The 25,974-nt window shown below is 64.3% G+C and carries 24 protein-coding genes; 13 read left to right on the forward strand and 11 right to left on the reverse strand.

Going from position 1 to position 25,974, the window contains the following annotated elements:
* Window positions 1-46: 46 nt before the first annotated feature.
* Genes purU through K8U54_RS16020 form a run of 3 tightly spaced genes read left to right on the forward strand, consistent with a single transcriptional unit; the run spans window position 47 to window position 1,542 of the window.
* On the forward strand, window positions 47-898 hold the full coding sequence (gene purU / locus K8U54_RS16010) for a formyltetrahydrofolate deformylase (protein ID WP_070887596.1): 852 nt from the start codon (window positions 47-49) through the stop codon (window positions 896-898).
* Between the two features lie 38 nt (window positions 899-936).
* On the forward strand, window positions 937-1,359 hold the full coding sequence (locus tag K8U54_RS16015) for a CBS domain-containing protein (protein ID WP_249906743.1): 423 nt from the start codon (window positions 937-939) through the stop codon (window positions 1,357-1,359).
* 6 nt (window positions 1,360-1,365) lie between these two features.
* Window positions 1,366-1,542 (forward strand): hypothetical protein, encoded by a 177-nt coding sequence (locus K8U54_RS16020; RefSeq protein ID WP_249906744.1) that lies wholly within the window; start codon window positions 1,366-1,368, stop codon window positions 1,540-1,542.
* Between the two features lie 40 nt (window positions 1,543-1,582).
* Here the strand turns inward: K8U54_RS16020 and K8U54_RS16025 are convergent, their stop codons facing one another.
* Complete coding sequence (locus tag K8U54_RS16025) at window positions 1,583-3,478, reverse strand: methyl-accepting chemotaxis protein (protein WP_249906745.1); 1,896 nt, start codon at window positions 3,476-3,478, stop codon at window positions 1,583-1,585.
* Between the two features lie 158 nt (window positions 3,479-3,636).
* On the opposite strand from K8U54_RS16025, the gene K8U54_RS16030 reads away from it, so the two are divergent.
* Window positions 3,637-5,121: a helicase HerA-like domain-containing protein gene (locus tag K8U54_RS16030; protein ID WP_249906746.1), complete on the forward strand. Its 1,485-nt coding sequence runs from the start codon at window positions 3,637-3,639 to the stop codon at window positions 5,119-5,121.
* A gap of 44 nt (window positions 5,122-5,165) precedes the next feature.
* On the opposite strand, the gene K8U54_RS16035 is transcribed toward K8U54_RS16030, so the two are convergent.
* Together K8U54_RS16035 and K8U54_RS16040 are read right to left on the reverse strand one after the other, a co-directional pair.
* Window positions 5,166-5,384, reverse strand: coding sequence for a hypothetical protein (locus K8U54_RS16035; protein WP_027906000.1), 219 nt, complete (start codon window positions 5,382-5,384; stop codon window positions 5,166-5,168).
* 210 nt (window positions 5,385-5,594) lie between these two features.
* A complete protein-coding gene (locus K8U54_RS16040) occupies window positions 5,595-6,464 on the reverse strand; it encodes an aldose 1-epimerase (RefSeq protein ID WP_249906747.1) in 870 nt (289 codons plus the stop codon).
* A 114-nt stretch (window positions 6,465-6,578) separates the two neighbouring features.
* Here K8U54_RS16040 and K8U54_RS16045 point away from each other — a divergent pair, with 114 nt between their 5' ends.
* A complete protein-coding gene (locus K8U54_RS16045; protein WP_070887592.1) occupies window positions 6,579-7,334 on the forward strand; it encodes a FadR/GntR family transcriptional regulator in 756 nt (251 codons plus the stop codon).
* 110 nt (window positions 7,335-7,444) lie between these two features.
* Here the strand turns inward: K8U54_RS16045 and K8U54_RS16050 are convergent, their stop codons facing one another.
* The 6 genes from K8U54_RS16050 to K8U54_RS16075 form a co-directional block, all read right to left on the reverse strand.
* The gene (locus tag K8U54_RS16050; RefSeq protein WP_249906748.1) at window positions 7,445-8,356 is read right to left on the reverse strand and encodes an EamA family transporter; all 912 of its coding nucleotides are present in this window, start codon (window positions 8,354-8,356) and stop codon (window positions 7,445-7,447) included.
* Window positions 8,357-8,473: 117 nt separating this feature from the next.
* Window positions 8,474-9,754 (reverse strand): TRAP transporter large permease, encoded by a 1,281-nt coding sequence (locus tag K8U54_RS16055; RefSeq protein WP_249906749.1) that lies wholly within the window; start codon window positions 9,752-9,754, stop codon window positions 8,474-8,476.
* Window positions 9,754-10,281, reverse strand: coding sequence for a TRAP transporter small permease (locus K8U54_RS16060; protein WP_249906750.1), 528 nt, complete (start codon window positions 10,279-10,281; stop codon window positions 9,754-9,756). The genes K8U54_RS16055 and K8U54_RS16060 overlap by 1 nt, the downstream gene beginning before the upstream one ends.
* Before the next feature lie 110 nt (window positions 10,282-10,391).
* A complete protein-coding gene (locus tag K8U54_RS16065) occupies window positions 10,392-11,366 on the reverse strand; it encodes a TRAP transporter substrate-binding protein (RefSeq protein ID WP_111464066.1) in 975 nt (324 codons plus the stop codon).
* Between the two features lie 82 nt (window positions 11,367-11,448).
* Window positions 11,449-12,342, reverse strand: a complete 894-nt coding sequence (locus tag K8U54_RS16070) for an SMP-30/gluconolactonase/LRE family protein (protein ID WP_249906751.1) — start codon at window positions 12,340-12,342, stop codon at window positions 11,449-11,451.
* Window positions 12,343-12,382: 40 nt separating this feature from the next.
* Window positions 12,383-13,210: an NAD-dependent epimerase/dehydratase family protein gene (locus K8U54_RS16075; RefSeq protein WP_249906752.1), complete on the reverse strand. Its 828-nt coding sequence runs from the start codon at window positions 13,208-13,210 to the stop codon at window positions 12,383-12,385.
* 372 nt (window positions 13,211-13,582) lie between these two features.
* On the opposite strand from K8U54_RS16075, the gene kdgD (K8U54_RS16080) reads away from it, so the two are divergent.
* From kdgD (K8U54_RS16080) to K8U54_RS16105, 6 genes are all read left to right on the forward strand, one after another.
* Window positions 13,583-14,494, forward strand: a complete 912-nt coding sequence (kdgD, locus tag K8U54_RS16080) for a 5-dehydro-4-deoxyglucarate dehydratase (protein WP_249906753.1) — start codon at window positions 13,583-13,585, stop codon at window positions 14,492-14,494.
* Between the two features lie 453 nt (window positions 14,495-14,947).
* Window positions 14,948-15,859, forward strand: coding sequence for a 5-dehydro-4-deoxyglucarate dehydratase (gene kdgD, locus K8U54_RS16085; RefSeq protein ID WP_249906754.1), 912 nt, complete (start codon window positions 14,948-14,950; stop codon window positions 15,857-15,859).
* A 246-nt stretch (window positions 15,860-16,105) separates the two neighbouring features.
* The gene (locus K8U54_RS16090; protein WP_249906755.1) at window positions 16,106-17,146 is read left to right on the forward strand and encodes a LacI family DNA-binding transcriptional regulator; all 1,041 of its coding nucleotides are present in this window, start codon (window positions 16,106-16,108) and stop codon (window positions 17,144-17,146) included.
* Between the two features lie 416 nt (window positions 17,147-17,562).
* Window positions 17,563-18,915 (forward strand): MFS transporter, encoded by a 1,353-nt coding sequence (locus K8U54_RS16095; protein WP_249906756.1) that lies wholly within the window; start codon window positions 17,563-17,565, stop codon window positions 18,913-18,915.
* Between the two features lie 67 nt (window positions 18,916-18,982).
* Window positions 18,983-20,539, forward strand: coding sequence for a galactarate dehydratase (garD, locus tag K8U54_RS16100; protein ID WP_249906757.1), 1,557 nt, complete (start codon window positions 18,983-18,985; stop codon window positions 20,537-20,539).
* A gap of 313 nt (window positions 20,540-20,852) precedes the next feature.
* A complete protein-coding gene (locus K8U54_RS16105; protein WP_249906758.1) occupies window positions 20,853-21,782 on the forward strand; it encodes a 2-hydroxyacid dehydrogenase in 930 nt (309 codons plus the stop codon).
* A 111-nt stretch (window positions 21,783-21,893) separates the two neighbouring features.
* Here K8U54_RS16105 and K8U54_RS16110 read toward each other — a convergent pair whose 3' ends face one another.
* Window positions 21,894-22,571: a GntR family transcriptional regulator gene (locus K8U54_RS16110; protein ID WP_249906759.1), complete on the reverse strand. Its 678-nt coding sequence runs from the start codon at window positions 22,569-22,571 to the stop codon at window positions 21,894-21,896.
* 48 nt (window positions 22,572-22,619) lie between these two features.
* Window positions 22,620-23,354 (reverse strand): SDR family NAD(P)-dependent oxidoreductase, encoded by a 735-nt coding sequence (locus tag K8U54_RS16115; protein ID WP_249906760.1) that lies wholly within the window; start codon window positions 23,352-23,354, stop codon window positions 22,620-22,622.
* 210 nt (window positions 23,355-23,564) lie between these two features.
* On the opposite strand from K8U54_RS16115, the gene K8U54_RS16120 reads away from it, so the two are divergent.
* Window positions 23,565-24,626 carry a phosphotransferase gene (locus K8U54_RS16120; protein WP_249906761.1) on the forward strand — a complete coding sequence of 354 codons (1,062 nt, stop codon included), beginning with the start codon at window positions 23,565-23,567 and terminating at the stop codon, window positions 24,624-24,626.
* 2 nt (window positions 24,627-24,628) lie between these two features.
* Window positions 24,629-25,945: an aspartate aminotransferase family protein gene (locus K8U54_RS16125; RefSeq protein WP_249906762.1), complete on the forward strand. Its 1,317-nt coding sequence runs from the start codon at window positions 24,629-24,631 to the stop codon at window positions 25,943-25,945.
* Window positions 25,946-25,974: the final 29 nt, after the last annotated feature.

Here is a 25,974-nt window from a genome sequence, read left to right on the forward strand (position 1 = left end):
TAGTCTGGCTAAAATGCGCGCCTTCGCTAATTCTCTGGAGTTGTTCATGCGCACTTTTCGGCTGGTAATCGCCTGCCCTGATCGTACCGGCATCGTTGCCAAGGTCAGTAACTTCCTGGCGACCTACAACGGCTGGATCACCGAAGCGAGCCACCATTCGGACACGCAGAGCGGCTGGTTTTTCATGCGCCATGAAATCCGCGCCGATTCGTTGCCCTTCGACCTGGACGGCTTCAACCAGGCGTTCTCGCCGATCGCCCGGGAATTCTCCATGGAGTGGCGCATCACCGATTCGGCCCAGAAGAAACGCGTGGTGCTGATGGCCAGTCGCGAATCCCACTGCCTGGCCGACTTGTTGCACCGCTGGCACAGCAACGAGCTGGACTGCGACATTCCCTGCGTGATCTCCAACCACGACGACCTGCGCAGCATGGTCGAGTGGCATGGCATTCCGTTCATCCATGTGCCTGTGGATGCGCAGAACAAGCAGCCGGCGTTCGACGAAGTCGCGCGGCTGGTCGAGGAGCACCAGGCGGACGTCATCGTGCTGGCGCGCTACATGCAAATCCTGCCGCCCAAATTGTGCCAGGACTATGCCCAGCGAGTGATCAATATTCACCACAGCTTCCTGCCCTCGTTCGTTGGCGCCAAGCCGTACCATCAGGCCTCGCTGCGTGGCGTCAAGCTGATCGGTGCGACGTCCCACTACGTGACCGAAGAGCTGGACGCCGGTCCGATCATCGAGCAGGACGTGGTACGCGTCAGCCATCGCGAGTCCATCGAAGAGATGGTGCGTCTGGGCAAGGACGTGGAAAAGATGGTGCTTTCCCGTGGTCTGCGCTATCACTTGGAAGACCGAGTGCTGGTGCACAACAACAAGACGGTGGTATTCGACTGAGCCGTCTGGCCCGGCGCTCGAACAAGGAGTTCGCGTTCATGCTCAAGTCCGTAAAAGTGCGTGATTACATGACTCGTCACCTGGTGACCTTTCATGCCGATACCGATCTGTTCACCGCCATCAACCGGTTGCTCGAGCACCGCATTTCCGGGGCGCCGGTGGTCGACGGCCAGGGGCGCCTGGTCGGCCTGCTGTCGGAGGGCGACTGCCTGCGGGGCATCCTGCAGGGCGCCTACTACGAGGCCACCGGCGGCAGCATCGCCTCGTACATGACCACCGCCGTGGAGACCACTTCCCCGGAAGCGGATATCATCGAGGTGGCCGAGCGTTTTCTCAAAGGTCGCCGTCGGCGTTTTCCGGTGGTCGAAGGCGGCAAGCTGGTCGGCCAGATCAGCCGCCACGACGTATTGCTGGCGGTGAAGGAATTCGCCCAGCACGAGGAAGGTCATAAGCGCGGGTGAATGATCATGAGCGACGACAAGCCTCCACAGCCCGGCACGGCCACCGCGCCGCCGATTGTCGGGCAGGGCTGTGTGCAGCGTTTCGACCCCGAGGCGTTGAGCGACGAGGACGGCACCGCGTTCGAAGGCGCCGAGGCCTTGTGGCTACGCACTCAGGCTGAGAAGCAGCAGTCGGACAAATGAAAAAAGGGCGCCAATGGCGCCCTTTTTCCTGGTTGCGGTTTCAGATCCGGAAGCTGTCGACCAGATGCTTGAGGCGCGCGGCCTGCTGCTCCAGGTCCGCACAGGCGCGCAGGGTGGCCTGCAGGTTTTCCACGCCTTCCTGGTTGAGGGTGTTGATCTCGGTGATGTCCATGTTCAGCGCCTCGATCACCGAGGTCTGCTCTTCGGTGGCGGTGGCCACCGACTGGTTCATGCCGTCGATCTCGCCGATGCGCAGGGTCACGCTGCCCAGGCGCTCGCCGGCCTGGTTGGCGACCTCTACGCTCTGTTCACTGTAGTGCTGGCTTTCGGTCATGGTGGCGACCGACTCGCTGGAACCGACCTGCAGCTCCTCGATCATCTTCTCAATCTCCTGGGCCGACTCCTGGGTGCGATGGGCCAGGTTGCGCACTTCATCGGCGACCACCGCGAAACCACGCCCCGCTTCACCGGCACGGGCGGCCTCGATGGCGGCGTTGAGCGCCAGCAGGTTGGTCTGTTGGGAAATGCTCTTGATCACCTCGAGAATCTGTCCGATATCGGCGGTCTTGCCCGCCAGCATCTCGATCTTGCCGCGGGCGTCGACGACCTTGGCCGACAGGTCGGTCATGGCGTTGATCGCCTGCTGCACCACCTTGCCGCCGTCCTCGGCCTGATGGCGAGCGTCGGAGGCCTGGCTGGAGGCATCCGCGGCGTTGCGGGCGATTTCCTGGGCAGCGGCGCCGAGCTCGTTGATCGCGGCCGCCACGCTGTTGGTGCGGCTGGCCTGCTCGTCTGAGTTGACGATCGAGGAGTTGGAGGCGTTGACCACCAGCTTGGCGACCTCGTTGACCTGGGCGGTGGCCGAGGACACTTCGCGGATCGAGGCGTGGATACGCTCGACGAAGCGGTTGAAGGAGCTGGCCAGGGCGCCGAATTCGTCCTGGGACTGGATGGCCAGGCGCTTGGTCAGGTCGCCCTCACCGCGGGCGATGTCCTCCATGGCCTTGCCCATGGTGGTCAGCGGTTGCATCAGCACGCGGATCAACACGCCGAGCAGGGCGATGATCAGCGCCACGGCGATCAAGGTGGCGATGGCGGCCGACAGGCGGAATTCATCCAGCGCCGCGTAGGCCAGGTTCTTGTCGATCGACAGGCCCACGTACCACTGCACGTCCGGCAGGCCCTTGACCGGCGCGAAGGTCAGCAGGCGTTCCTCGCCATCCTGGGTGACTTCGGTGAGTTTGCTGTCCAGGCCGATGGCGGTGTTCGGGTAGAGGTCGCGCAGGTTCTTCATCACCCGCTCGCCCTGGGGGTGAACCAGCACGGTGCCGTCCTTGCTGACCAGGAACGCATAGCCCAGATCGCCCAGCTCGATGGCGTTGATGATCTGCACCAGGGTATCCAGGCTGACGTCACCGCCGGTCATGCCGAATGGCTGGCCGTCCGGGCCGCGTACCGGGGCGATCGGCGAGATCACCAGGGAGTTGGTGATCTGGTCGACGTAGGGCGCGGTAAGGATGGTGCGGTTGGCCTGGGCGGTGTCCTTGTACCAGGGGCGGGTGCGCGGATCGTAGCCGGCGGCCATCTGGGTCGGCGGGCTGGACAGGAAACGACCGTCGCTCTGCACGCCGATATAGGTGGAAAGGAAGGCGGACTTGTAGACCGGCCGGGAAATGACCTCCTGCAGGTTGCCGCCGGCAATGGCCAGCTCCAGGTTCTGGGCCAGGCTTTCGACCAGCAGGATACGCCCGGACAGCCAGCTTTCGATGTTGCCGGCGGCGGCGTTGCTGGCCTGGCTCAGGTTGCTCTGGAGCGATGCCTGAATGCTGCTACGCTGGCGGCTGTCGTTATAGAGGCTGAACAGGGCGAAGGCGACCGTGACCACCAGGGTGGCGGCCAGCAGGATCTTGTGGCTGAACTGCAGGTTTCTCGTCATGGGCATCTTGCGTCCGATAGTCACTGGAACCAGTCTTGTAGGGCGTCGCCAGGTGGCGAGTGGGGCGGGGCAGACGATCGAGCCGAGGCTGAATCGGTCGCGACCTGGCGGGTATGTCGGCAGCAGATCCCTAAAGCTTTAATCCAGAGGACGGTGGTATGGCGTTGAATCAGCAATTCGTTCTGGGCGCTGGCAGTCATGGCGACGCGGTCAGCCAGTCGCTGCGTCTGGCCAACCGCCACGGCCTGATCGCCGGCGCCACGGGCACCGGCAAGACGGTCACCCTGCAGCGTCTGATCGAGAATTTCAGCGAGGCCGGCGTGGCGGTGTTCGCGGCAGACGTGAAGGGCGATCTGTGCGGCCTCGGCGCCGCCGGCGTGCCACAGGGCAAGGTAGCCGAGCGTATCGCCAGCATGCCCTGGCTGGCGCACAGCCCGACGGCCTATCCCGTCAGCCTGTGGGACGTGCACGGGCAGAGCGGCCATCCGCTGCGCACCACGTTGAGCGAAATGGGGCCGCTGCTGCTCGGCGCCCTGCTGGAACTCACCGACAGCCAGCAGGCGGCGCTCTATGCCGCGTTCAAAGTGGCTGACCGCGAAGGCCTGCTGCTGCTCGACCTCAAGGATCTGAAAGCACTCCTGACTCACCTGAAGGAGCAGCCCGAGGTGTTGGGCGCCGACAGCGCGTTGTTCACCAGTACCTCGGCCCAGGCGCTACTCAGGCGCCTGGCCGGCCTGGAGCAGCAGGGCGGCGAGGCGCTGTTCGGCGAGCCGGCGTTGCAGCTCGAAGACATCCTGCAGCCGGACCGCGATGGCCGTGGGCGCATTCACCTGCTCGACGCCAGTCGGCTGGTTCACGAGGCGCCCAAGGTCTATGCGACCTTTCTGCTCTGGCTGCTGGCCGAGTTGTTCGAGCAACTGCCCGAACGCGGCGATGCCGACAAACCGGTGCTGGCGCTGTTCTTCGATGAGGCGCACCTGCTGTTCGCCGATACCCCGAAGGCGCTGCAGACGCGCCTGGAACAGGTAGTGCGGTTGATTCGCTCCAAGGGCGTGGGCGTGTACTTCGTCACCCAGTCGCCGGGCGATCTGCCGGATGACGTGCTGGCCCAGCTCGGCTTGCGCATCCAGCATGGGCTGCGCGCCTTCACGAGCCGTGAGCAGAAGGCATTGCGCGCCGTGGCCGAAGGCTTTCGGCCCAACCCGGCGTTCGATTGCCTGAGCGTGCTCACCGAGCTGGGCATCGGCGAGGCACTGGTCGGTACGCTGGAAGACAAGGGCACGCCGGCCATGGTTCAGCGTGTCGCCATCGCCCCGCCACAGTCGCGCATCGGCCCATTGTCCGCAGCGGAGCGTGCCGGATTGATCCGCCAGTCGCCACTGGCAGGCCGTTATGAAAAACCCTTCGATCGCGAATCGGCCTACGAGATTCTCACCGCGCGCGCGACCCAGGCGAGCGAGCAGGTGCAGGCCGGCAAGCAGGCACCCTCTACCGCCAGCGTGGCGGGCGAGTTTCTCGGCGGGCTGGCCAGCCAGGCAGTGAAAACCGCCATGCGCCAGGTGGCCAATCAGCTTGGTCGGCAACTGGTTCGGGGCGTGCTGGGATCGTTGTTGGGGGGCAAGTCCGGCTCCAGGCGGCGCTGAGCCTGGGCGGGGCCGCTGCTGGCAGCCCGGGAACCGTCAGCGCGTCAGGCGCTTTCGGCTCTGGCCTCGGCCTTGCTGGACAGATCTTTTTCGATCTTCTCGATTTCTTTGTCGAAGGCCTGATCGAGCAGGCTGGCCTTCTTGCGCCAAGGCTTGCGTTCCGGATCCGGTTGGGCGGCATAGGTGATCACTTCACCGCCGTATACATCCTTGTAACGCTGCGCCTGGCGCTCGAGTTCGGCGCGCAGTTCGTCTTTCGTCACGATAGTACCCATGGTTTCTGATTGGGGATGGGCGACAACGTAAGACCGGGCGGTCTTACTGATACGGTCGCCACATCTTTTTGAAGCCTATGCCCCTTCTATGGTTCAGGTTATTCGCCAGTGCGGCTGAACAACGGGGCTAGGCGGGTGATTATCATCAACCCACGCGGAAAGTCCAGCGCTGCGGCCCGGCGCCGTGAATCGGTTGGCTCAGCTCAGCGGGCGGTAGTGCAGGCTGAGCGTCAGGCTGTGGCTTTGATTCGGGTGCAGCAGTACCAGGCCGGGCTTGCCGGGCAGATGGTGGGCATTGACCGGATGGCTGACCGGTTCGAAACAGAAGAAGGGTTTGCCAGCGGGGCAGAACAGCAGGTAGATGCCCTGATCGCTACCGATCTCCAGGCTGTAGCCGGCGTCCGGCTGAAGGATCCGCGCCTGGCCGTTCCAGCCGATAAAGGCGTTGTCGGTGTGCAAGGGCGGCAACTGCTGTTCCTGGCTGAAATCCCAATGCGGCGGCAGCGCGCTCAGCTCGGTGGGCAGGCTGTTCGCGTCGCAGTGCCAGACTTGCTCGGCACGGGCCTGCAGGCGGGTATGGGGGGTACGCGGGAAATAGGGATGCAGCCCCAAACCATGCCACATCGGCGCCTCGGCGCCATGGGTGACGCGCAGGTGGATGTGCAGGCGGCCTTCGTCCAGTTCGATGCGCTGCTCGGCGGTGTAGGCGAACGGCATCTGGCTGTCGAGGCGCAGCAGTGCCGAGCGATCGCTGTGCTCGATCACCTGCCAGGCTTGCTGCCAGGCGCTGCCGTGAATCGGCAGGGGCGAGTTATCGGCATTGGCGGCCAGGGCCAGCCAGCCTTCGGGGTTGTCGAAACCGCCTTCGGTGATGCGGTTCGACCAGGGCGCCAGCGGGTAGCAGCCGAGCTGGCGCGGCGTACCGGCCTTGAGCGCCTGCTCGTCGGCGGGGCGCAACAGCGGCTGGCCGGTGGCGACCACCGTCCAGTTGGCGATCGCCCCGCCAACGGCCGGTAGCAGGGTCAGCTGGGTAATACCGTCGTGCAGGTGTAGAGTGTCGGTCGACATAGGGCAGTACCTGTGCAGTTATCGAGCCTTTAAGCGGAGATAAACGAAGAACGTGTCATCATACAACTCTCTGAGATATGATGCGCTTTGGCCATCCAGACGATAGCGATCTCTATGGAAACTCAGAACACGCAGCCACGCGCGCGCCGCAAGCACCGCAGCCTGGCACAGGAACTGGTCGCGGAGTTGTCCCAACGCATTCGCGACGGGGTGATCAAGCGTGGTGACAAGTTGCCGACCGAGTCGGCGATCATGGAAGAGCAGGGTGTCAGCCGCACCGTGGTGCGTGAGGCGTTGTCGCGGCTGCAGGCGTCCGGCCTGGTGGAAACCCGCCACGGCATCGGCACCTTCGTGCTGGATACGCCCAACCCCGGCGGTTTCCGCATCGACCCGGCGACCATCGTCACCCTGCGTGAAGTACTGGCCGTGCTCGAGCTGCGTATCAGCCTGGAAGTGGAGTCCGCCGGCCTGGCTGCCCAGCGCCGCACACCCGAGCAACTGGCCTCCATGCGCCAAGCGCTGGATGCGCTGAACGAGGGCGCCGCCCACGAAAGCGATGCGGTGTCGTCGGATTTCCAGTTTCACCTGCAGATCGCCCATGCCACGGGCAACCGCTACTTCACCGATATCATGAGCCACCTGGGCACCAGCATCATCCCGCGTACCCGGCTCAATTCGGCGCGTATCGCCCATGACGACCATGCCCACTACATGGCGCGCCTGGAGCGCGAGCACGAGCAGATCTTCGAGGCCATCGCCCGCCAGGATTCCGATGCGGCGCGTGCCGCCATGCGCCTGCACCTGACCAACAGCCGCGAGCGGCTGCGGCAGGCCCACGAGTCCGCCGAGGTGGCGGCCAAGCAGGCCTGAGTCCGGTGAGACCCTAGAGGGCCTGGGTGCCGAATCTACGTTGCTAGATGAGCACCCAGGCCCTTTTTCATGGCTGCAGGAGCGACGCGTGGCCCGTGCTGACACGCTGCTCAGGCGTCCTTGCGGTAGGTCAGCAACACGATACCCGCCAGCACGATCGCGCCGCCGATCATCTGCATGCCACTCAATACCTGATCCAGCAGCAGCCAGCCGAACAACAGCGTGGCGATGGGCTCCATGTTCATCACCGGGGCATTCTTGGCCATGTTCAGGCGCGGCACGGTCACGAACAGCATGCAGAAGGCGATGCCATAGAGCAGCACCAGGGCGCCCAGGGCGGTCCAGCCGGTGCTGTTGGCCGGCAGGTTCATACCGCCGGGGATCAGGTCGGCGCTACCGGCCAGGGCCATGCTGCTGAACACGATCATCAGGGTCAGCATGCTGCGCACCGAGCCGCGCAGGCTGGATAGCTTGTGGTCGGTGATCCACAGCGCGCAGGCGAACACGCAGGCGGCCAGGAACGAGGCGCTGACGCCGACGATCCATTCGGGGCCGACCCGTTCGCTGGCGCCCAGGCGTGCCGGCAGATCCAGGGCGAAGACCAGGCCGAGCAGGATCAGGCCCATCAGCATCACCGTACGTCGCGTCGGTGCCGAGCCACCCAGCGCCCAGGTGAGCAGGGCGAGCAGGATCGGGAAGGTATTGCCGATCAGCAACGCCAGCGCCACGGGAATGCGTGCCACGGCCGAGTACAGGCAGATGCTCTGGGTGGCGATCAGCAGACCCAGCAGCAATTGCCAGCGCCAGGCTCCGGGCGGCATCTGCAGGGCCTGGCGTTGCCACAGCACGATGCCGAGCAGCACCAGCATGGTCACGCCGGAGCGGCAGAGGATGGCCAGCAGCAGGCCCGTCTCGTTGTCGAAGGCGATACGCGCGGCAATGTGGTTGCCGGCAAAGGAGCAGGCCAGCAACGCCAGGATCATGACGGCGATGTGGCGGGGAAACAGGGCAGGGGACGTCATAAGGTAATTTCCATATCGAGTTGAACCTCGAGCGCCTGACGGTTCGAGCACCGTTCTGGTTGCGCTAAAAAAACGGCGGGTCATGCCAAGGCATGACCCGCCGCGGGTGGAGCGGTATCAGAGTACGACGCTAGGCAGCCACAGCGAGATGGCCGGGACGTAGGTCACGGCCATCAGGACCATGAACAGGGCTGCGTAGAATGGCAGCAGCGCCTTCACGGTGTTTTCGATGGTTACCTTGCCGATGGCGGCACCGACGAACAGCACCGCGCCTACCGGCGGGGTGATCAGGCCGATGCCCAGGTTGACCAACATGATCATGCCGAAGTGTACCGGGTCGACACCGAAGGAGGTCACCACCGGCAGCAGGATCGGGGTCAGGATCAGGATCAGCGGCGCCATGTCCATCAGAGTGCCCAGAGCCAGCAGCATGATGTTCACGCACATCAGGATCACGTAGCGGTTATCCGACAGGGTCAGGAATGCCGTGGTGATCTTGGTGGGGATCTGCATCAGGGTCATGATGTAGCCGAACGCGGCGGCGAAGGAGATGAGGATCATCACGATCGACAGCGTGCGTACGGTACGGTGCAGCATCTTCGGCAGTTCACGCCACTTGTAGTCGCGATAGATGAACATGGTCACGAAGAACGCCCAGATCACCGCCACGGCCGCCGACTCGGTGGCGGTGAACACGCCGGAGAGGATGCCGCCGAGGATGATGACCATGGTCATCATGCCCCACAGGGCTTCGACGCAGATCTTGATGGCCTGACGCAGCGGGATCACTTCGCCTTTCGGGTAGTTGCGCTTCTTGGCGAACCACAGGCACAAGGCGGCCATGGTGGCGCTCATCAGCAGGCCCGGGCCGATACCGGCCATGAACAGCGCGGCGATGGACACCGTGCCGCCAGCGGCCAGGGAGTAGATCACCGAATTGTGGCTGGGCGGGGTGAGCAGCGCCTGCACGGAACCGGAAACGGTCACGGCGGTGGCGAACTCACGGGGGTAGCCCTTCTTCTCCATTTCCGGGATCAGCACCGAGCCCACCGAGGCGGTATCGGCCAGGGAAGAACCGGAGATGGCGCCAAAGAAGGTCGATGCGGTGATGTTGACCAGCGACAGGCCGCCGCGCACGAAACCGACCAGTACGCCGGCGAAGGCCACCAGGCGACGTGCCATGCCCCCTTCGGCCATGATCGCACCGGCCAGCACGAAGAACGGAATGGCCAGCAGGGAGAACTTGTTCACCCCACCGGCGATCTGGATCATGATCGCTTGCAGCGGGATGTCGATGTACCAGGCGCCGATCAGGGCGGACATGCCGAGCGCATAGGCGACCGGCACGCGCAAAAGGATCAGGGCAAGGAAACTGCCTACGAGAATGGCGGCGTCCATTACACGGCCTCCTTGGCTTCTTCAGCGGCTTCGAAGTTGACGACGCGGCGTTTGTGCTGGTCGCCGTAGAGCAGTTGCTCGATCACGAACAGCAGGGTGATGAAACCGCCCACGGGAATCGGCATGTAGCTGATGCCGACGCGCACCGAGGGCAGGGTGCTGAGGAACTGGTTCCAGGTGGCCACGCACAGCTTGTAGCCCCAGATCAGCATGAACAGTGCGATGGCCCCCATGGCCAGGCGCACGAAAAGAGTGATCAGCGGCTGCGCGACGGTCGGCAGGCGATCGGTCAGTGAGGTCACGGCCATGTGAGCCCCGGCACGGTAGCTGGCGGCAGCACCGATAAAGGTGAACACCACCATCAGCATCACGGAGATGGGCTCGGGCCAGCCCAAGCCTTGCCCCAGCGCGTAACGGCTGAAGACGCCCCAGGGGATGATCGTGGCCATGATCACGATCGCCAGGCTGGTGACGATGATGCAGGCACGATAAATGGCGTCATTGACGCCTAGAACCAGATTTTTCATGTGACTTCACCGGAAGGTGTGGAGCCGGCAGGACGCCGGCTCCGTACGCTTGCGCGAGATTTTTATCAGATCATTGAAAAGCGGCAACGCAGCTAGCTTTTCAAGACCTGTTACTTGACGGCTTCGATGCGCTTGATCAGGTCGGCGTACTGAGCGCCGTACTTCTCACGTACCGGAGCGGTCGCGTCGTAGAACGGCTTGGTGTCGATTTCGATGAACTCGACGCCTTCGGCCTTGAGCTTCTCGTTGGAGGCGTTTTCCTTGGCGACCCACAGATCACGCTCTTCCAGCTGGGCTTCCTTGGCCAGTTTCTTGACCAGGGTCTGCTGCTCCGGGGTGAGCTTCTCCCAGGTGGTCTTGGACATCAGCAGCGGCTCGGGCAGGATCAGGTGGTGGGTCTGGGTGTAGTACTTGGCCACGCGGAAGTGGTTGTGCTCGAGCAGGGTCGGCGAGTTGTTCTCGGCGCCGTCGATCACGCCGCTCTGCAGGGCGCTGAAGATTTCACCGGTGTCCATGGCGATGCCGTTGCCGCCCATGGCGTTGAGGGTGTCGATGAACAGCGGGTTGCCGATCACGCGGATCTTCATGCCCTTGAGGTCTTCGATCTTGCGCACCGGCTTCTTGGTATAGAGGCTGCGGCTGCCGGCTTCCATCCACGCCAGGCCGACCATGTTGAAGTCGGAGTTGGTGATGGAATCGAGAATTTCCTGGCCGATTTCACCGTCCACCACCTTGCGCATGTGGTCGATGTCGCGGAACACGAATGGCATGTTGAAGACGTTGGTGGCCGGCACCACCGAACCGACCGAGCCGAGGCTGACGCGGGTCAGCTGCACGGCGCCGATCTGGGTCTGTTCGATCACTTCCTTCTCGGAGCCCAGTACGCCACCGGCGAACATGCGCGATTTGATCTCGCCGTTGGTGGCGGTATCGAGTTTCTTGCCGAGGTTTTCCATGGCCACCACGGTCGGGTAACCGGCTGGGTGGATTTCAGCGATCTTCAGGGTGATGTCCGCCTGTGCCAGGCTGGACAGGCCGAGTGCCAGCGGGAGTGCGGCGATGAGCAACTTGCGCTTGAAGTTCATGTGAAGCTCCGTTTTGTTGTTGTTGGTTTGCAGCAGTGTGTAGCGTCTGGCGTCCCGCGAATCGCCGGGACCAGGGTTGGTATCAGTGTCCGAACGGGGTTTCTGCAAGGCCACTGACGCCCGGTCGCAGCGCGAATATACCGCCGGCCAGTGGTTGATCGTCCAGGTTGCCGCCCGGGCGAATCGAGGTGACGAACAGGGTGTCCAGATCGGGGCCGCCGAAGGCGCACATGGTCGGCTTTTTCACCGGCACCTCCAGCGAGCGATCGAGGCGCCCGGCCGGGGTGAAGCGGTGAATCAGGCCGGCATCGTTGCCGCAGATCCAGTAGCAGCCGTCGGCGTCCACCGCGGCGCCATCGGGGCGGCCTGGGTAGTCGTTCATGTCGACGAACAGGCGGCGGTTGTGCGGGGTGCCGCTGTCGATGTCGTAGTCGAAGGCCCAGATGGCCTGTACCGAGGGATGCGAGTCGGAGAGGTACATGACGCGGCCGTCCGGGCTGAAGCCCAGGCCGTTGGGCACAATCAGCTCGTCCAGCAGCACCGGCAGGCTGGCCTGGCCGGCGCCGTCATAACGATACAGCGCACCGACATTGGCTCCGGCGGCCATGTCCATCAGCATGCTGCCGGTCCAGAAGCGTCCCTGGCGGTCGCAGCGGCCGTCGTTGAAGCGCATTTGTTCGCGGGCGTGGGCGACCTCGACCAGGCGCTCGCCGCTCAGGCGGCCATCGTTGCCCGTGGTCAGTTGGAAAATGCCGCTCTGCATGCCGGCGACCCAGCTGCCATCGGCGCGCTGGGCGATGCAGGCGAGCATTTCGTCGGCTTCCCAGCTCTGCGTGCTGGCATTCGCCAGGTTCCAGCGATACAGGCGCTTGTTGGGGATGTCGGCCCAGTACAGGGCCTGATCCCGCGGGCTCCACACCGGGCTTTCGCCCACGGCGTTGCGGGCATCGAGAATCAGTTCGGCTTGCGTGGGCATGTCCGACCTCTTGTTATTGTTATCGAGGGGAAGGGCGGCTTCAGTCGTCGCCGAACGGGCCGGCGGCGGTGAAGGCGCCGCCGTGATAGAGCGCATTGGGGTCGTCTGCCGGCACCGGCGGTTGGGCCTCGACCTTGTCGCGGAAGACTTCCGAACTGTCCTTGGGCTGGAAGCCCAGGTGGGCGGCCTTGCTGTTGTCCCACCAGACGGTCTTGTTGGCCGAGGCGCCGTAGACCACGGTGTGGCCGACGTCCGGCGTGGTGAGGCCGCGTTCGATCAGCTGGACCAGGTCGTCGTAGCTGAGCCAGGTGCTCATCATGCGGCGGTTCAGCGGTTCGGTGAACGAGGAGCCGATGCGGATGCTGACCGTCTCGATGCCGTAGCGATCGAAGTAGAAGCTGGCCATGTCCTCGCCGTAGGACTTCGACAGGCCGTAGTAACCATCCGGGCGGCGCGGAGCGTTGGCGTCGATGGTGTCGGTCTGTTTGTGGAAGCCGATGACATGGTTGGAGCTGGCGAAGATCACGCGTTTGACGCCATGGCGACGCGCGGCTTCGTAGATATGGAACACACCGCTGATGTTGGGGCCGAGGATTTCCTCGAACGGCCGCTCCACCGAGACGCCACCGAAGTGCAGGATGGCGTCGACCCCTTCAACCAGTTGGTGAACGGCCTGTTTGTCGGCCAGATCGCAGATCTGCACTTCGATGTGCGGGCCTTCGGCCGGCGCCATTTCGGCGATGTCGGAAAGACGCAGAATCTCGGTCAGTGGCTGCAGGCGCTCGCGCAGCACCTTGCCCAATCCGCCTGCCGCGCCAGTGAGCAGCAGGCGATGGAAGGGCGGTTGCGCATTGGAAGTGGTAGTCATGGCGGAAGCGGTCTCTGGTTTGTTTTTATGGAGAGCTTGTTATCGGTTGTCGTATGACGTGAGAGGATTATCAACAGCCTCCGATTGTGCTGTCAACGCGACGCCGTAAAAAACCTCGGCAATCCATCTGGTATGCCAGAAACCGCCGGGGTGGTGCGTTTGCGCATGGTTTTGCGCAATCTCGACAGCCAGGAAATGACTGGTTGGTCACGGGCATTTATCGATAGTCAGCGGTGCTTCGAGCAACGACTTTTGCAAACCCTTAGCGTATAAAAGGTCGCAGGGGGGATGGTTTTAGTTATTGTCGTACGATAACGTATCTCTACAGCCAGCGGCTGCCCTCTTTCCACATGCGCTACAGGTGTTCGAAGAATGACCCCACAAGAATTAAAATCCGTTCTCTCCTCCGGTCTGCTGTCCTTCCCGCTGACCGATTTCGATGCCCAAGGCGAGTTCAATCCTGAAGGCTACGTGCGCCGCCTCGAATGGCTGGCCCCGTACGGCGCCACCGCCCTGTTCGCTGCCGGCGGCACCGGTGAGTTCTTCTCCCTGGCCGCTGACGAGTATTCGTCGGTGATCAAGACCGCCGTCGACACCTGCGCAGGCAGCGTACCGATTCTCGCCGGCGTCGGCGGTTCCACCCGTCAGGCCATCCAGTATGCACAGGAAGCCGAGCGCCTGGGCGCCAAGGGCCTGCTGCTGCTGCCGCATTACCTGACCGAAGCCTCCCAGGAAGGCGTGGCCGCCCATGTCGAGCAGGTCTGCAAATCGGTGAAGATCGGCGTGGTGGTCTACAACCGCAACGTCTGCCGCCTGACCGCGCCGCTGCTCGAGCAGTTGGCCGAGCGCTGCCCGAACCTGATCGGCTACAAGGACGGCCTGGGCGATATCGAGTTGATGGTGTCGATCCGTCGTCGCCTGGGTGATCGCTTCAGCTACCTCGGCGGCCTGCCGACCGCGGAAGTCTATGCCGCGGCCTACAAGGCCCTGGGCGTGCCGGTCTACTCCTCGGCGGTGTTTAACTTCATCCCGAAAACCGCGATGGACTTCTACCACGCCATCGCCAAGGACGATCACGCCACCGTCGCCAAGATCATCGACGACTTCTTCCTGCCGTACCTGGACATCCGTAACCGCAAGGCCGGTTACGCCGTGAGCATCGTCAAGGCCGGTGCCAGGATCTCCGGTTACGATGCCGGTCCGGTCCGCGCGCCGCTGACCGATCTGCTGCCCGACGAGTACGAGAAGCTGGCTGCGCTGATCAAGGCGCAAGGCGCGCAATAAAGCGTCTGCCCGTTACTCGAAAAGGCCGCTGTTTACAGCAGCCTTTTCCTATTGTGGGGGAGGGGAGCCCCGTGGATGGGGCGGGCCGCGTAGGCCGCTCAAAGGTAAAAGGCCTCACCTCCATGACCTGACCCATACGCCTGAGCGACAGGCCGACCCCTCAAGGGAGCAGGCCATGCCCGCGATGGGATTCGATGGGCAGCTGCGTGTCTCGGCACGGTTCGATGCCCGTAATGCTGGTAGCAGGTGCGCCTAGATGTCACGCCCATGGCGTGCGCCCGCGAAAACGCTGCATTGTGCAGCCCCTGCCGTTCCCGCAGAGCATCCGACTATAGTCGGGCAATCGTAAAAACCGACCTCATCAGGCTTGGCTTTTTTATAGTTGTACGATAACGTATGACTTCATCTGGTCGCTAACGGCCCCTAACGTTTTCCTCCAAGGGTGTAAGAAGAATGACTCCACAAGAATTAAAAACCGTCCTCTCCTCCGGTCTGCTGTCCTTCCCGCTGACCGACTTCGATGCAGCAGGTGAATTCAACCGCGCAGGTTATGTGCGCCGCCTGGAGTGGCTGGCTCCCTACGGCGCCACCGCGCTGTTCGCCGCGGGCGGTACCGGTGAGTTCTTCTCCCTGGCCGCTGACGAGTATTCGTCGGTGATCAAGACCGCCGTCGACACCTGCGCAGGCAGCGTGCCGATCCTCGCCGGCGTCGGCGGCTCCACCCGCCAGGCCATCCAGTACGCACAGGAAGCCGAGCGCCTGGGCGCCAAGGGCCTGCTGCTGCTGCCGCACTACCTGACCGAAGCCTCCCAGGAGGGCGTCGCCGCTCACGTTGAGCAGGTCTGCAAATCGGTGAAGATCGGCGTGGTGGTCTATAACCGCAACGTCTGCCGCCTGAACGCGACCCTGCTCGAGCAACTGGCCGAGCGTTGCCCGAACCTGATCGGCTACAAGGACGGCCTGGGCGATATCGAGCTGATGGTGTCGATCCGTCGCCGTCTGGGCGAGCGCCTGACCTACCTGGGTGGCCTGCCGACCGCCGAAGTCTACGCCGCGGCCTACAGGGCCCTGGGCGTGCCGGTCTATTCCTCGGCGGTGTTCAACTTCATCCCGAAAACCGCGATGGACTTCTACCACGCCATTGCCCGTGAAGATCACGCCACCGTTGGCAAGATCATCGACGACTTCTTCCTGCCTTACCTGGACATCCGTAACCGTAAATCCGGTTATGCGGTGAGCATCGTCAAGGCGGGCGCCAAGATCGCCGGTTACGACGCCGGTCCGGTTCGCGCCCCGCTGACCGAGCTGCTGCCGGACGAATACGAGAAGCTGGCAGCGCTGATCGACGCCCAGGGCGCTCAGTAAGTCCCGGCGCTCGTTGCCCACGAAGGCCACTGTTTACAGTGGCCTTTTGCATCGTGGGGCAGGGCAGCCTCTGGTTTATCACCGGGGGCGAAGAGCTGAGCGCTTGTGGGAGCGGGCGGGGACGCCTAGTCCATGCCCGCGATGGGCTGATGGGGTGCACCCTGCACAGCCGATTACCGCCGCTCTCTGGTTGCCGCCTGAGTGGCTGGTTAAGATGGGTGATCCTCCACGCAACTGCGGCCCGTCATGGCAAAGAAATCTCGCGCTTCATCTTCCTCCACGCCTGCGAGCAAGGGTGCGAGCGTGACGCTGATCGACGTGGCCAAGGTGGCCGGCGTTTCGCCGATCACCGTGTCCCGCGCTCTGCACCGGCCCGAGGTGGTCAGCGAAAGCGCCCGCAAGAAGGTGCTCGAAGCGGTGCGGGTGACCGGCTACGTGCCGAACATGCTGGCGGGCGGCCTGGCCTCTAACAAGAGCCGGCTGGTGGCGATTTTCGTGCCGACCATCGCCCACTCGATCTTCGCCGAAACCGTGCAATCACTGATGGATCACCTGACCACCGCGGGCTACCAGACCATGATCGGCCTGACCGGTTATTCGGCCGAGCAGGAAGAGCGCCTGCTCGGCGCAGTGCTTGGTCGGCGCCCCGATGGCATCGTGCTGACCGGCACCCTGCACACCGAGGAGAGCCGGCTGCGCCTGCAGGCGGCGGGCATTCCAGTGGTCGAGGCCTGGGACCTGGGCGCATCGCCCATCGACATGCAGGTGGGCTTCTCCCACGAGAGGGTCGGCCAGGCGATTGCCGATCACCTGCATGGCAAGGGCTATCGCCGCTTCGCCATCGTTTCGGTCGATGATTCCCGGGCGCTCAAGCGCGGCAGCAGCGTGATCGACCAGCTCAAGGCGCTGGGCATCGACGAGGTGCCCATGGCCGTGCTGGCGGCACCGGCCACCTTGCAAAGCGGCAGGGAAGGGCTGCGTCAGCTGCTTGCCGACGGGCATGCCCCGCAGGTGATCGTCTGCAGCTCGGACACCGTGGCCCAGGGCATCCTTGCAGAAGCGGCGAGCCGAGGTATCGAGGTGCCCGACCAACTGGCCGTCATGGGCTTCGGGGACCTGTCCAGTGCGGCCCATCTTCATCCAGCGCTGTCGACAGTGAACGTCGATGGCCGGCGCATGGGCAAGCAGGTTGCCAGCGCGCTGCTGCAGCGGTTTCGCGAGGGGGGTGAGCAGCAACCGGTGCGTCTGGATACCGGCTTCACGCTGATCGATCGCGAAACCACCTGACTTGGATCGGCTTCTTATCGGACAACTGACAACGTAGCGATTATTTGCTTGAATGATTGCGCAATCATAGTAAAGTCGGTCGTGTAGCGAACTGCGTGGCGCCGTATTCAATGCCGCATTGATTGCGCAATCATCGATTGCCGATCTGCGAGCCAGGCGCCGTCAGCCAATAAGGATAATAAAGCCGTGAAAAACAGTATCCGCACGTCCTCTCCAGGCCCCGACACGGGCCCTATTCGCTTGTCCCCGTCTGCGTCCAACGCCACGAGACCCTACCCGGGTGTCGCGACGGCTGCTGCCACGAGCTAGCCGGCCAGATACAGCTCCGTTTTCAGACTTCATGACCCCGCCCCTGGGCGGCTGGCGCGTCCGCACGCGCCTGTCAGCAATAAAAATAACATCGAGGTGAGATCTCCATGGGAGACACAAAGAAAACCCACGTCCGTTACCTGATACTGCTGATGCTGTTTCTGGTGACCACCATCAACTACGCCGACCGCGCCACCATTTCCATCGCAGGCTCCAGCATGCAGAAGGATCTGGGCATCGATGCGGTCACCCTCGGCTATATCTTTTCCGCCTTCGGCTGGGCCTACGTGATCGGGCAGATTCCGGGTGGCTGGCTGCTCGACCGTTTCGGCTCCAAGCGCGTGTACGCCGCCGGCATCTTCATCTGGTCGCTGTTCACCCTGCTGCAGGGCTTCGTCGGCATGATGCCGGTGGCCTGGGCCGTGGTGACCCTGTTCGTGCTGCGCTTCATGGTCGGCTTCGCCGAAGCGCCGTCCTTCCCGGGTAACGCCCGTATCGTCGCGGCCTGGTTCCCGACGGCCGAGCGCGGCACCGCCTCGGCGATCTTCAACTCGGCGCAGTATTTCGCCACCGCGCTGTTCGCGCCGCTGATGGGCTGGATCGTCTACGCCTTCGGCTGGGAGCATGTGTTCGTGGTCATGGGCGTGCTGGGCATCGTCTTCGCCGGCATCTGGATGAAGACCATCTACAACCCCAAGGAACACCCGCGCATCAGTGCCGCCGAGGTCGACCACATCGCCAGCAACGGCGGCCTGGTCGACATGGACCAGTCCAAGGGCAGCGGCGGGCCGAAGTGGCACTACATCACCCAGCTGCTGACCAACCGCATGATGGTCGGCGTGTACCTGGGGCAGTACTGCATCAACGCCATCACCTACTTCTTCCTCACCTGGTTCCCGGTCTACCTGGTGCAGGAGCGCGGCATGACCATTCTCAAGGCCGGCTTCATCGCCTCCCTGCCGGCAATCATGGGGTTCGTCGGCGGCGTGCTCGGCGGGGTGATCTCCGACTGGCTGCTGCGCCGTGGCCATAGCCTGACCCTGGCGCGCAAGCTGCCCATCGTCTGCGGCCTGATGCTGTCGACCAGCATGGTGCTGTGCAACTACGTGTCGGCCGAATGGATGGTGGTCGGTTTCATGACCCTGGCCTTCTTCGGCAAGGGGCTCGGCGCCCTCGGCTGGGCCGTGGTCTCGGATACCTCGCCCAAGCAGATCGCGGGGCTGTCCGGTGGCCTGTTCAACACCTTCGGCAATATCGCCTCGATCACCACGCCCATCGTCATCGGCTACATCATCAGCGCCACCGGCTCGTTCAAGTGGGCACTGGTGTACGTCGGCGCCAACGCCCTGGTCGCGGTGTTCAGCTACCTGTTCATCGTCGGTCGCATTCAGCGCGTGGTGCTGAAGGATGAAAACGGCCAGGCGCTCGGCGAGCAGGCTTCGCCTGCACCGGCAACCTGACCGCCAGCGGCCTCGCCGGGCAGGCGAGGCCGCAACCGTGTTTCTACAACAAGAAAAGGATTAGCCCATGGACCTCATTCAGCATCAGGACTCCCCGCGATACATCCGCCTGCATCCCGATGACAACGTCGGTGTGGTGGTCAACGAACAGGGGGTGGCGGCCGGTGGCCGTTTCGCCGATGGCCTGGCGGCACTGGAAGGCATACCCCAGAGCCACAAGGTGTCGCTGGTGGCGATTCCCGAAGGCGGCAGCGTGGTGCGCTACGGGGAAGTGATCGGCTACGCCCTCGATCCCATTCCTGCCGGCACCTGGGTGACCGAGGCGCTGTTGCGCATGCCCGAGCCGCCGGTGCTGGACAACCTGCCCAAGGCGACCATCGAGGCACCGACGCCCGAACCGCTGGAAGGCTACACCTTCGAAGGCTTCCGCAACGCCGACGGCAGCGTCGGCACGCGCAACATCCTCGGCGTGACCACCACGGTGCAGTGCGTGGTCGGCGTGCTCGACCACTGCGTCGAGCGCGTGCGCAAGGAAATCCTGCCCAGGTACCCGAACGTCGACGACGTGGTGCCGCTGTCGCACAGCTACGGCTGCGGCGTGGCGATCAACGCGCCGGACGCGGTGGTGCCGATCCGCACTCTCTACAACATCAGCCGCAACCCCAACCTGGGCGGCCAGGCGCTGGTGATCAGCCTGGGCTGCGAGAAATTGCAGGCCCATCAGCTGATGGACGGTGATGCCCTGACCTGTGGCCAGGACGAGGAACAATGGCTGTTCCGCCTGCAGGATTCGGGCACCGGCTTCGCCGGCATGATCGAGCAGATCATGGGCATGATCGAGGATCGCCTGAAGGTGCTCGACCAGCGTCGCCGGGAAACCGTGCCGGCCAGCGAACTGGTGGTGGGCATGCAGTGCGGCGGTAGTGACGCCTTCTCGGGCATCACCGCCAACCCGGCGCTGGGCGTGGCGGCCGACCTGCTGGTGCGGGCCGGCGCCACCGTGATGTTCTCCGAGAACACCGAGGTGCGTGACGGCATCCATCTGCTGACGCCGCGCGCCTCGACCGTCGAGGTCGCCGATGCGCTGATCCGCGAGATGGACTGGTACGACCGCTACTTGGAGCGGGGCATGGCTGATCGCAGCGCCAACACCACGCCGGGCAACAAGAAGGGCGGCCTGAACAATATCGTCGAAAAGGCCATGGGCTCCATCGCCAAGTCCGGCAACAGCCCGATCGTCGGGGTGGTTTCGCCCGGCGAGCGGATCCGTGGCAAGGGCCTGTGGTTCTGCGCCACGCCGGCCAGCGACTTCATCTGCGGCACCCTGCAACTGGCCGCCGGCATGAACCTGCACATCTTCACCACCGGGCGCGGTACGCCCTACGGCCTGTCCATGGTGCCGGTGATCAAGGTGGCCACCCGCACCCAGCTGGCCGAGCGCTGGCCGGACCTGATCGACGTGGATGCCGGGCAGATCACCTCGGGGCGCATGAGCCTCGAAGAGATGGGCTGGCACATCTTCCAGCTCTATCTGGATGTCGCCAGTGGCAGGAAACAGACCTGGGCTGAGAAGCATCGCCTGCACAACGACTTGGTGCTGTTTAACCCGGCCCCAGTCACCTGAGAACCCGCCCCAAGTCAGCTGCGCGTCGGCCCTGCGGCGTTAAAAACAGGCTCGGAAGCCGCTTGCGGCTAACGCGCTTTAGCGCGGCTCTGAAGGAGCGAGCGGAGCGAGTCATGCTCATGTACACCAGTACAGTCGGACGCGACCCCGGCCACTTCCTCGCCTGTTTTTGCGGGGCCGCCTAGGCCTTGCAGGGCTCTAGCTCGCAAGACTCGAAGCGGATTCTTTCTGAGGAGAATCCCGAGCCGCGTTGCTTTCGCCCGTGCCGGGGCAGGTATCATCCGCACTTCGATATCCACGACAGGAGAGCCGCATGAGTCGTCCAACCGTGCTTCAGGTCGGTCGTTTTCCGCCGCGTTTCAATGAGCGCCTGCAGCGCGACTATCAGTTGATCCGCCTGTGGGAGCAGAAGGATTTCCTCACCGAGCGCGGCGCCGAGGTCGAAATCGTCGTCACCTCGGCGCGTTATGGTTGCTCGGCCGAGCAACTGGCGCAGATGCCCAACCTCAAGGCGATCTGCAGTTTTGGCGTTGGTTACGACTCGATTGCCGTCGATGAGGCCAAGGCCCGCGGCATCCTGATCAGCACCACGCCGGACGTGCTCAACGAGTGCGTGGCCGACACCGCCATCGGCCTGATCATCGACACCGCCCGGCAGTTCGCCGCGTCCGATCAACACGTGCGCCAAGGCAAATGGCTCAAGGGCCAGTACCCCTTGACCCGCAAGGTCAGCGGCAAGAAGCTCGGTATCGTCGGCTTCGGGCGAATCGGCAAGGAGATCGCCAAGCGCGCCGCCGGTTTCGATATGGATATCCGCTACCACAATCGCCGGCCTGACCCGAGCACCGATCATGGCTACGAGGCCGATCTCAGGGCCCTGGCCGGCTGGGCAGATTTCCTGGTGCTGGCCTGTCCGGGCGGTGCGTCCACCCATCACCTGATCGATGCCGAGGTGCTCGCCGCCCTGGGCGCCGAGGGCATCCTGGTCAACATCGCCCGCGGCAGCGTGGTGGACGAACAGGCGCTGGTCGCGGCGCTGCAGGCCGGCACGCTGGGTGGCGCAGGGCTGGATGTATTCGAAGACGAGCCGCGGGTACCCGAGGCACTGTTCGACATGCCCAACGTGGTGCTCTTGCCCCACGTGGGCAGTGCCACCGAGGAAACCCGGCTGGCCATGGAGAACCTGGTGTTCGATAATCTCGATGCTTTCATCGAGCGTGGTGAGTTGATCACTGCGCTTTGACCGAATAGGCGAATCGTCCCCGCGACTTCGCTTATACGCGCCGGGCCACAAGCCCGACCGCGGTTTCTACCCTCGAGCGTCACCCGGTGCGCCACAAGCGCACCGGGCTCCTCAGGCCTGCGTGGCCTCGCGCCGTGCGATGAACGCCATCATGGTCTGGTTGCCATCGAGAATGTCGTTGCAGATAGCCTGACGTGCCGCTGCGCCGTCACCGTTCTGCAGGGCATGAAACACTTCCCAGTGGTGCTCGATGGCCATGCGCTCGTTGAAGTCGCCATAGGCCCGGGCGATCAGCGGCCCGGTGCGCATCCACAGGCTGTCGAGCATATCGCGCAGCAGCGGCATGCCGGCGATATCGGCCAGGGCGAAGTGGAAGGCCTGGTTGAGCTTCAGCGCCGCGATCAGGTCGCCGCTGTGCACCGCCTTCAGGTTGTCGCGGATCGTGCGTTCGAGCATCTGCAGCTGTTCGGCGGTCACCTTGCCGGCTGCGGTTTGCGCCGCCAGGCCTTCGAGTGCCAGGCGGATGCTGCGGATTTCCGCGTACTGCTCCTGGGTCAGCACCGGCACGCGGATGTCGCGCGGGGTCTTGAGGATCAGCGCCTTTTCCTTCGCCAACTGCAGGATGGCGTCGCGCACCGGCGTGACGCTGGTGCCCAGTTGCTCGGCCAGGTCACGGATGCGCAGGCGATCGTCGGGCTGGAAGCGGCCGGTGATCAATGCCTCGCGCAGCAGGGCGTAAACTCCACTACCCAGGTAGGCGTGGCTGAGACCGTCGATGGGGTATTTCATGGAGGTGGCTTCCGGGGCGCGGGCCGGGCGATTCTACCTGGCGCCACCTCACACGTGCTGGCCACCGTTGACGTGGATTTCCGCCCCGTTGACGTAGGTCGCTCCAGAGGTGCAGAGAAAGTACACCAGCGAGGCGACTTCCTCGGGTTTGCCCAGGCGATGCATGGGAATGTCGCGTTCGACGATCTGCTCGGTGCCCGAAGAGAGGATCGAGGTGTCGATCTCGCCCGGTGCGATGGCATTGACGCGCACCCCGTGACAGCCGAATTCATGGGCCATCTCCCGGGTCAGCGCCGCCAGCCCGGCCTTGGAGGCGGCGTAGGCGGACCCGGCGAAAGGGTGCACCCGAGACCCGGCGATGGAGGTGACGTTGATGATGCTGCCCTGGGCCGCCTTCAGTTCTTCGAACAGGCCGCGGGCGAGCAGGGCGGTGGAGAACAGGTTGACGTTGAATACCTTGGTCCAGGTCGCGTAGTCACTGCCCAGCACGCCAAGGCGCTGGCCATCCTCGCCCTTGGGCGACACCCCGGCATTGTTGACCAGCGCATCCAGGCGCCCGCCGAGTTTCTCGCGGATCAGCGGCAGGCTCTCCTGCAAATGCTCAATGTCTTCCAGGTCCAGGTGAATGTGGTTGAGCTTGCCCTCGGCCCACGGGCACTCGCTGACCCAGTCATGCCGCGAGGCGGTGAAGACTCGCCAGCCCGCTGCATGGAAGTGTTTGACCGTGGCGTGGCCGATGCCGCGGCTGGCACCGGTCAGCAACAGGGTTTTCGAGTGACTCATGGCGGTTCTCCGCAGGGGGCAATGGCTGTGGCAACGGATGGATCATGGCGCAGCTGCATTTATGATGCATCATGTTTTTCAGGATGCTTTAATGGCTCGCCCTAGCAGACAGGTTAGATAGCCCGCCAAAGGCCTTCGGTTCCATCGTTCGCAGAGCCGACGAGGCCGTGGCGATGGCAGCTGGCGTCGGGCCTCGCGAGGTAGCTGGATATGTCACTGAATACCCAGGTCGTGCATGACCCCCTGCTGCAGGCGCAGCCCGCGCAGGTCAGCGCGGTGCGCGCCGCCATCATCGCCTGCGAGCGCTTTGGCGCGTTGGGTAGCGCTCGCCCCCTGGCCGGTGAGCGTGACCTGAATTTCCAGCTGACCTGCGCCGATGGCTCAGCGTATCTATTGAAGATTTCCCACCCGCTGGAAACCCCCCAGGTGGTGGATTTCCAGAACCAGGCGCTGCTGCAGATCCAGCGCGCCGATCCCGAGTTGCCGGTACAGCGGGTGTACCCGGCGCGCGACGGCCGCTACCAGGCGCTGGTCGATATCGATGGCCGGAGCATGCTGGTGCGCCTGCTGTCGTTCATCGATGGGCGCCCGCTGCATCAGGTTGGCGGGCGCAGCGCCGCGTTGCGTCATAACCTGGGCGAGGCCATGGCGCGGCTGGACAGGGCGCTAGCCGACTATCGGCATCCGGCATCGGGGCACGAGCTGCTCTGGGACATGCAGCAGGCCGCCCGGCTGCGGCCGCTGCTGGCGCATATCGCCGATCAGTCGTTGAGCGCGCTGGTCGGCGAGGCGCTGGACGCCTTCGAGGCACAGGCCTTGCCGCGTTATCCGAGGTTGCGCCGGCAGGTGATCCACAACGACCTCAACCCCCACAACGTCATCGTCGACCCCCGGCAGCCGGAGCGCGTGTTGAACATTCTCGATTTCGGCGACATGGTCGAGGCGCCGCTGATCAACGAGGTCGGCGTGGCGGCCGCCTACCAGCTGGGCCACCAGGGCGACGTGCTGGCGCCGGCCCTGGATTTCGTGGCCGCCTACCACCGGCGCAACCCGCTGCACGAGGACGAGCTGGATATCCTTGGCGTGTTGATCGCCACGCGGCTGGTGATGACCATCGCCATCACCGCCTGGCGTGCCAGCCTGCATCCGCAGAACCGCGACTACATCCTGCGCAACGTGCCCCAGGCCAGCGCCAGCCTGCGGGGGCTGGCGGCTATCGAGCCGGCGGTGGTGCGCCAACGTATCCAGCAAGCCTGCCGGGGAGCCTCTTAGCCATGAGCATGATCAACGGCTTCAAGGCGGCGGATGCCGAACGGCTGAGTGAAACGGAGCGCCGGCTGATCGCGCGCCGCGAGCGGCTGCTCGGGCCGGCCTACCGGCTGTTCTACGAACGCCCGCTGCACACCGTGCGCGGTGAGGGCGTGTGGCTGTACGACGCCGCCGGGCGGCGTTACCTGGATGCCTACAACAACGTGGCGTCCATCGGCCACTGCCACCCGCGGGTGGTGCAGGCGATCGCCGCGCAGGCGGCGCTGCTCAACACCCACACCCGCTACCTGCAGGAAGGCATTCTCGATTATGCCGAGCAACTGCTGGCGACCTTTCCGGCCGGGCTGGCGCAGGTCATGTTCACCTGCACCGGCAGCGAGGCCAACGACCTGGCCCTGCGTATCGCCCGGCACTACACCGGCGGTACGGGCGTGATCATCACCCGGTTCGCCTATCACGGGGTGACCGGCGATATTTCCGCGCTGTCGCCATCGCTCGGCGCCAGCATCCAGCTTCCTGCCCATGCTCGTACCGTGCGCGCCCCGGATGTCTATCGCCTCGGGCCCGAGGCGGGCAAGCTGTTCGCCGAGGACGTGCGTGCCGCCATCGCCGACCTGCGCGCCCAGGGCATCAAGCCGGCGGCGCTGCTGATCGACGGCATCTTCGCCAGCGATGGCATCTTCGCAGGGCCCGCAGGCTGCATCGCCGAAGCGGTGGCCATAGCCCAGGCCGAAGGGCTGCTGTACATCGCCGATGAAGTGCAGTGCGGCTTTGCCCGCACCGGCTCGCACCTGTGGGGGTTCCAGCGCCATGGCGTGCAACCGGATCTGGTCAGCCTCGGCAAGCCCATGGGCAATGGCCAGCCGATCGCCGGCGTGGTGGTGCGCCCCGAGGTGCTCGAACCCTTTGGCCGCAGCCTGCGCTACTTCAACACCTTTGGCGGCAACCCGGTGTCCTGCGCCGCTGGCCAGGCGGTGCTGGACGTGATCCGCGACGAAGGCCTGCAGCAGCGTTCGGCGCAGATCGGTGGCCATTTGCTGGCCGGCATCCGCCAGTTGGCGCAGCGCCACGAACTGATCGGCGATGTACGCGGGGCGGGGATGTTTATCGGTGTCGAGCTGGTCAGTGATCGGGCCAGCAAGGCGCCGGCGGCCGACCAGGCCAGGCGCGTGGTCAACGGCATGCGCGAACGCGGGGTGCTGATCAGTGCGGCCGGGCCGCTGGAGAACATCCTGAAGATTCGACCCCTGCTGGCGTTCGAGCGGGAGCATGCCGATCTGCTGATCGCCGTGCTGGATGAAGCCTTGCTCGCCCTGGCGTGACGCCGCGGTTCAAAACAGGCCCTGCCTCA

This window comes from Pseudomonas fulva (assembly GCF_023517795.1).
Taxonomy (GTDB): Bacteria; Pseudomonadota; Gammaproteobacteria; order Pseudomonadales; family Pseudomonadaceae; genus Aquipseudomonas; species Aquipseudomonas fulva_D.

Excerpts from the sequence above, each read along its gene's own strand:
- K8U54_RS16090 (WP_249906755.1), top strand. The coding sequence starts at position 16,106 with ATGGCAAAGAAATCTCGCGCTTCATCTTCCTCCACGCCTGCGAGCAAG.
- purU (WP_070887596.1), top strand. The coding sequence starts at position 47 with ATGCGCACTTTTCGGCTGGTAATCGCCTGCCCTGATCGTACCGGCATC.
- K8U54_RS16070 (WP_249906751.1), bottom strand. The coding sequence starts at position 12,342 with ATGCCCACGCAAGCCGAACTGATTCTCGATGCCCGCAACGCCGTGGGC.
- K8U54_RS16050 (WP_249906748.1), bottom strand. The coding sequence starts at position 8,356 with ATGACGTCCCCTGCCCTGTTTCCCCGCCACATCGCCGTCATGATCCTG.
- kdgD (WP_249906754.1), top strand. The coding sequence starts at position 14,948 with ATGACTCCACAAGAATTAAAAACCGTCCTCTCCTCCGGTCTGCTGTCC.
- K8U54_RS16015 (WP_249906743.1), top strand. The coding sequence starts at position 937 with ATGCTCAAGTCCGTAAAAGTGCGTGATTACATGACTCGTCACCTGGTG.
- K8U54_RS16115 (WP_249906760.1), bottom strand. The coding sequence starts at position 23,354 with ATGAGTCACTCGAAAACCCTGTTGCTGACCGGTGCCAGCCGCGGCATC.
- K8U54_RS16120 (WP_249906761.1), top strand. The coding sequence starts at position 23,565 with ATGTCACTGAATACCCAGGTCGTGCATGACCCCCTGCTGCAGGCGCAG.
- K8U54_RS16040 (WP_249906747.1), bottom strand. The coding sequence starts at position 6,464 with ATGTCGACCGACACTCTACACCTGCACGACGGTATTACCCAGCTGACC.
- K8U54_RS16020 (WP_249906744.1), top strand. The coding sequence starts at position 1,366 with ATGAGCGACGACAAGCCTCCACAGCCCGGCACGGCCACCGCGCCGCCG.
- K8U54_RS16110 (WP_249906759.1), bottom strand. The coding sequence starts at position 22,571 with ATGAAATACCCCATCGACGGTCTCAGCCACGCCTACCTGGGTAGTGGA.
- K8U54_RS16125 (WP_249906762.1), top strand. The coding sequence starts at position 24,629 with ATGAGCATGATCAACGGCTTCAAGGCGGCGGATGCCGAACGGCTGAGT.
- K8U54_RS16030 (WP_249906746.1), top strand. The coding sequence starts at position 3,637 with ATGGCGTTGAATCAGCAATTCGTTCTGGGCGCTGGCAGTCATGGCGAC.
- K8U54_RS16060 (WP_249906750.1), bottom strand. The coding sequence starts at position 10,281 with ATGAAAAATCTGGTTCTAGGCGTCAATGACGCCATTTATCGTGCCTGC.
- K8U54_RS16065 (WP_111464066.1), bottom strand. The coding sequence starts at position 11,366 with ATGAACTTCAAGCGCAAGTTGCTCATCGCCGCACTCCCGCTGGCACTC.
- kdgD (WP_249906753.1), top strand. The coding sequence starts at position 13,583 with ATGACCCCACAAGAATTAAAATCCGTTCTCTCCTCCGGTCTGCTGTCC.
- K8U54_RS16055 (WP_249906749.1), bottom strand. The coding sequence starts at position 9,754 with ATGGACGCCGCCATTCTCGTAGGCAGTTTCCTTGCCCTGATCCTTTTG.
- K8U54_RS16105 (WP_249906758.1), top strand. The coding sequence starts at position 20,853 with ATGAGTCGTCCAACCGTGCTTCAGGTCGGTCGTTTTCCGCCGCGTTTC.
- K8U54_RS16075 (WP_249906752.1), bottom strand. The coding sequence starts at position 13,210 with ATGACTACCACTTCCAATGCGCAACCGCCCTTCCATCGCCTGCTGCTC.
- garD (WP_249906757.1), top strand. The coding sequence starts at position 18,983 with ATGGACCTCATTCAGCATCAGGACTCCCCGCGATACATCCGCCTGCAT.
- K8U54_RS16045 (WP_070887592.1), top strand. The coding sequence starts at position 6,579 with ATGGAAACTCAGAACACGCAGCCACGCGCGCGCCGCAAGCACCGCAGC.
- K8U54_RS16025 (WP_249906745.1), bottom strand. The coding sequence starts at position 3,478 with ATGACGAGAAACCTGCAGTTCAGCCACAAGATCCTGCTGGCCGCCACC.
- K8U54_RS16095 (WP_249906756.1), top strand. The coding sequence starts at position 17,563 with ATGGGAGACACAAAGAAAACCCACGTCCGTTACCTGATACTGCTGATG.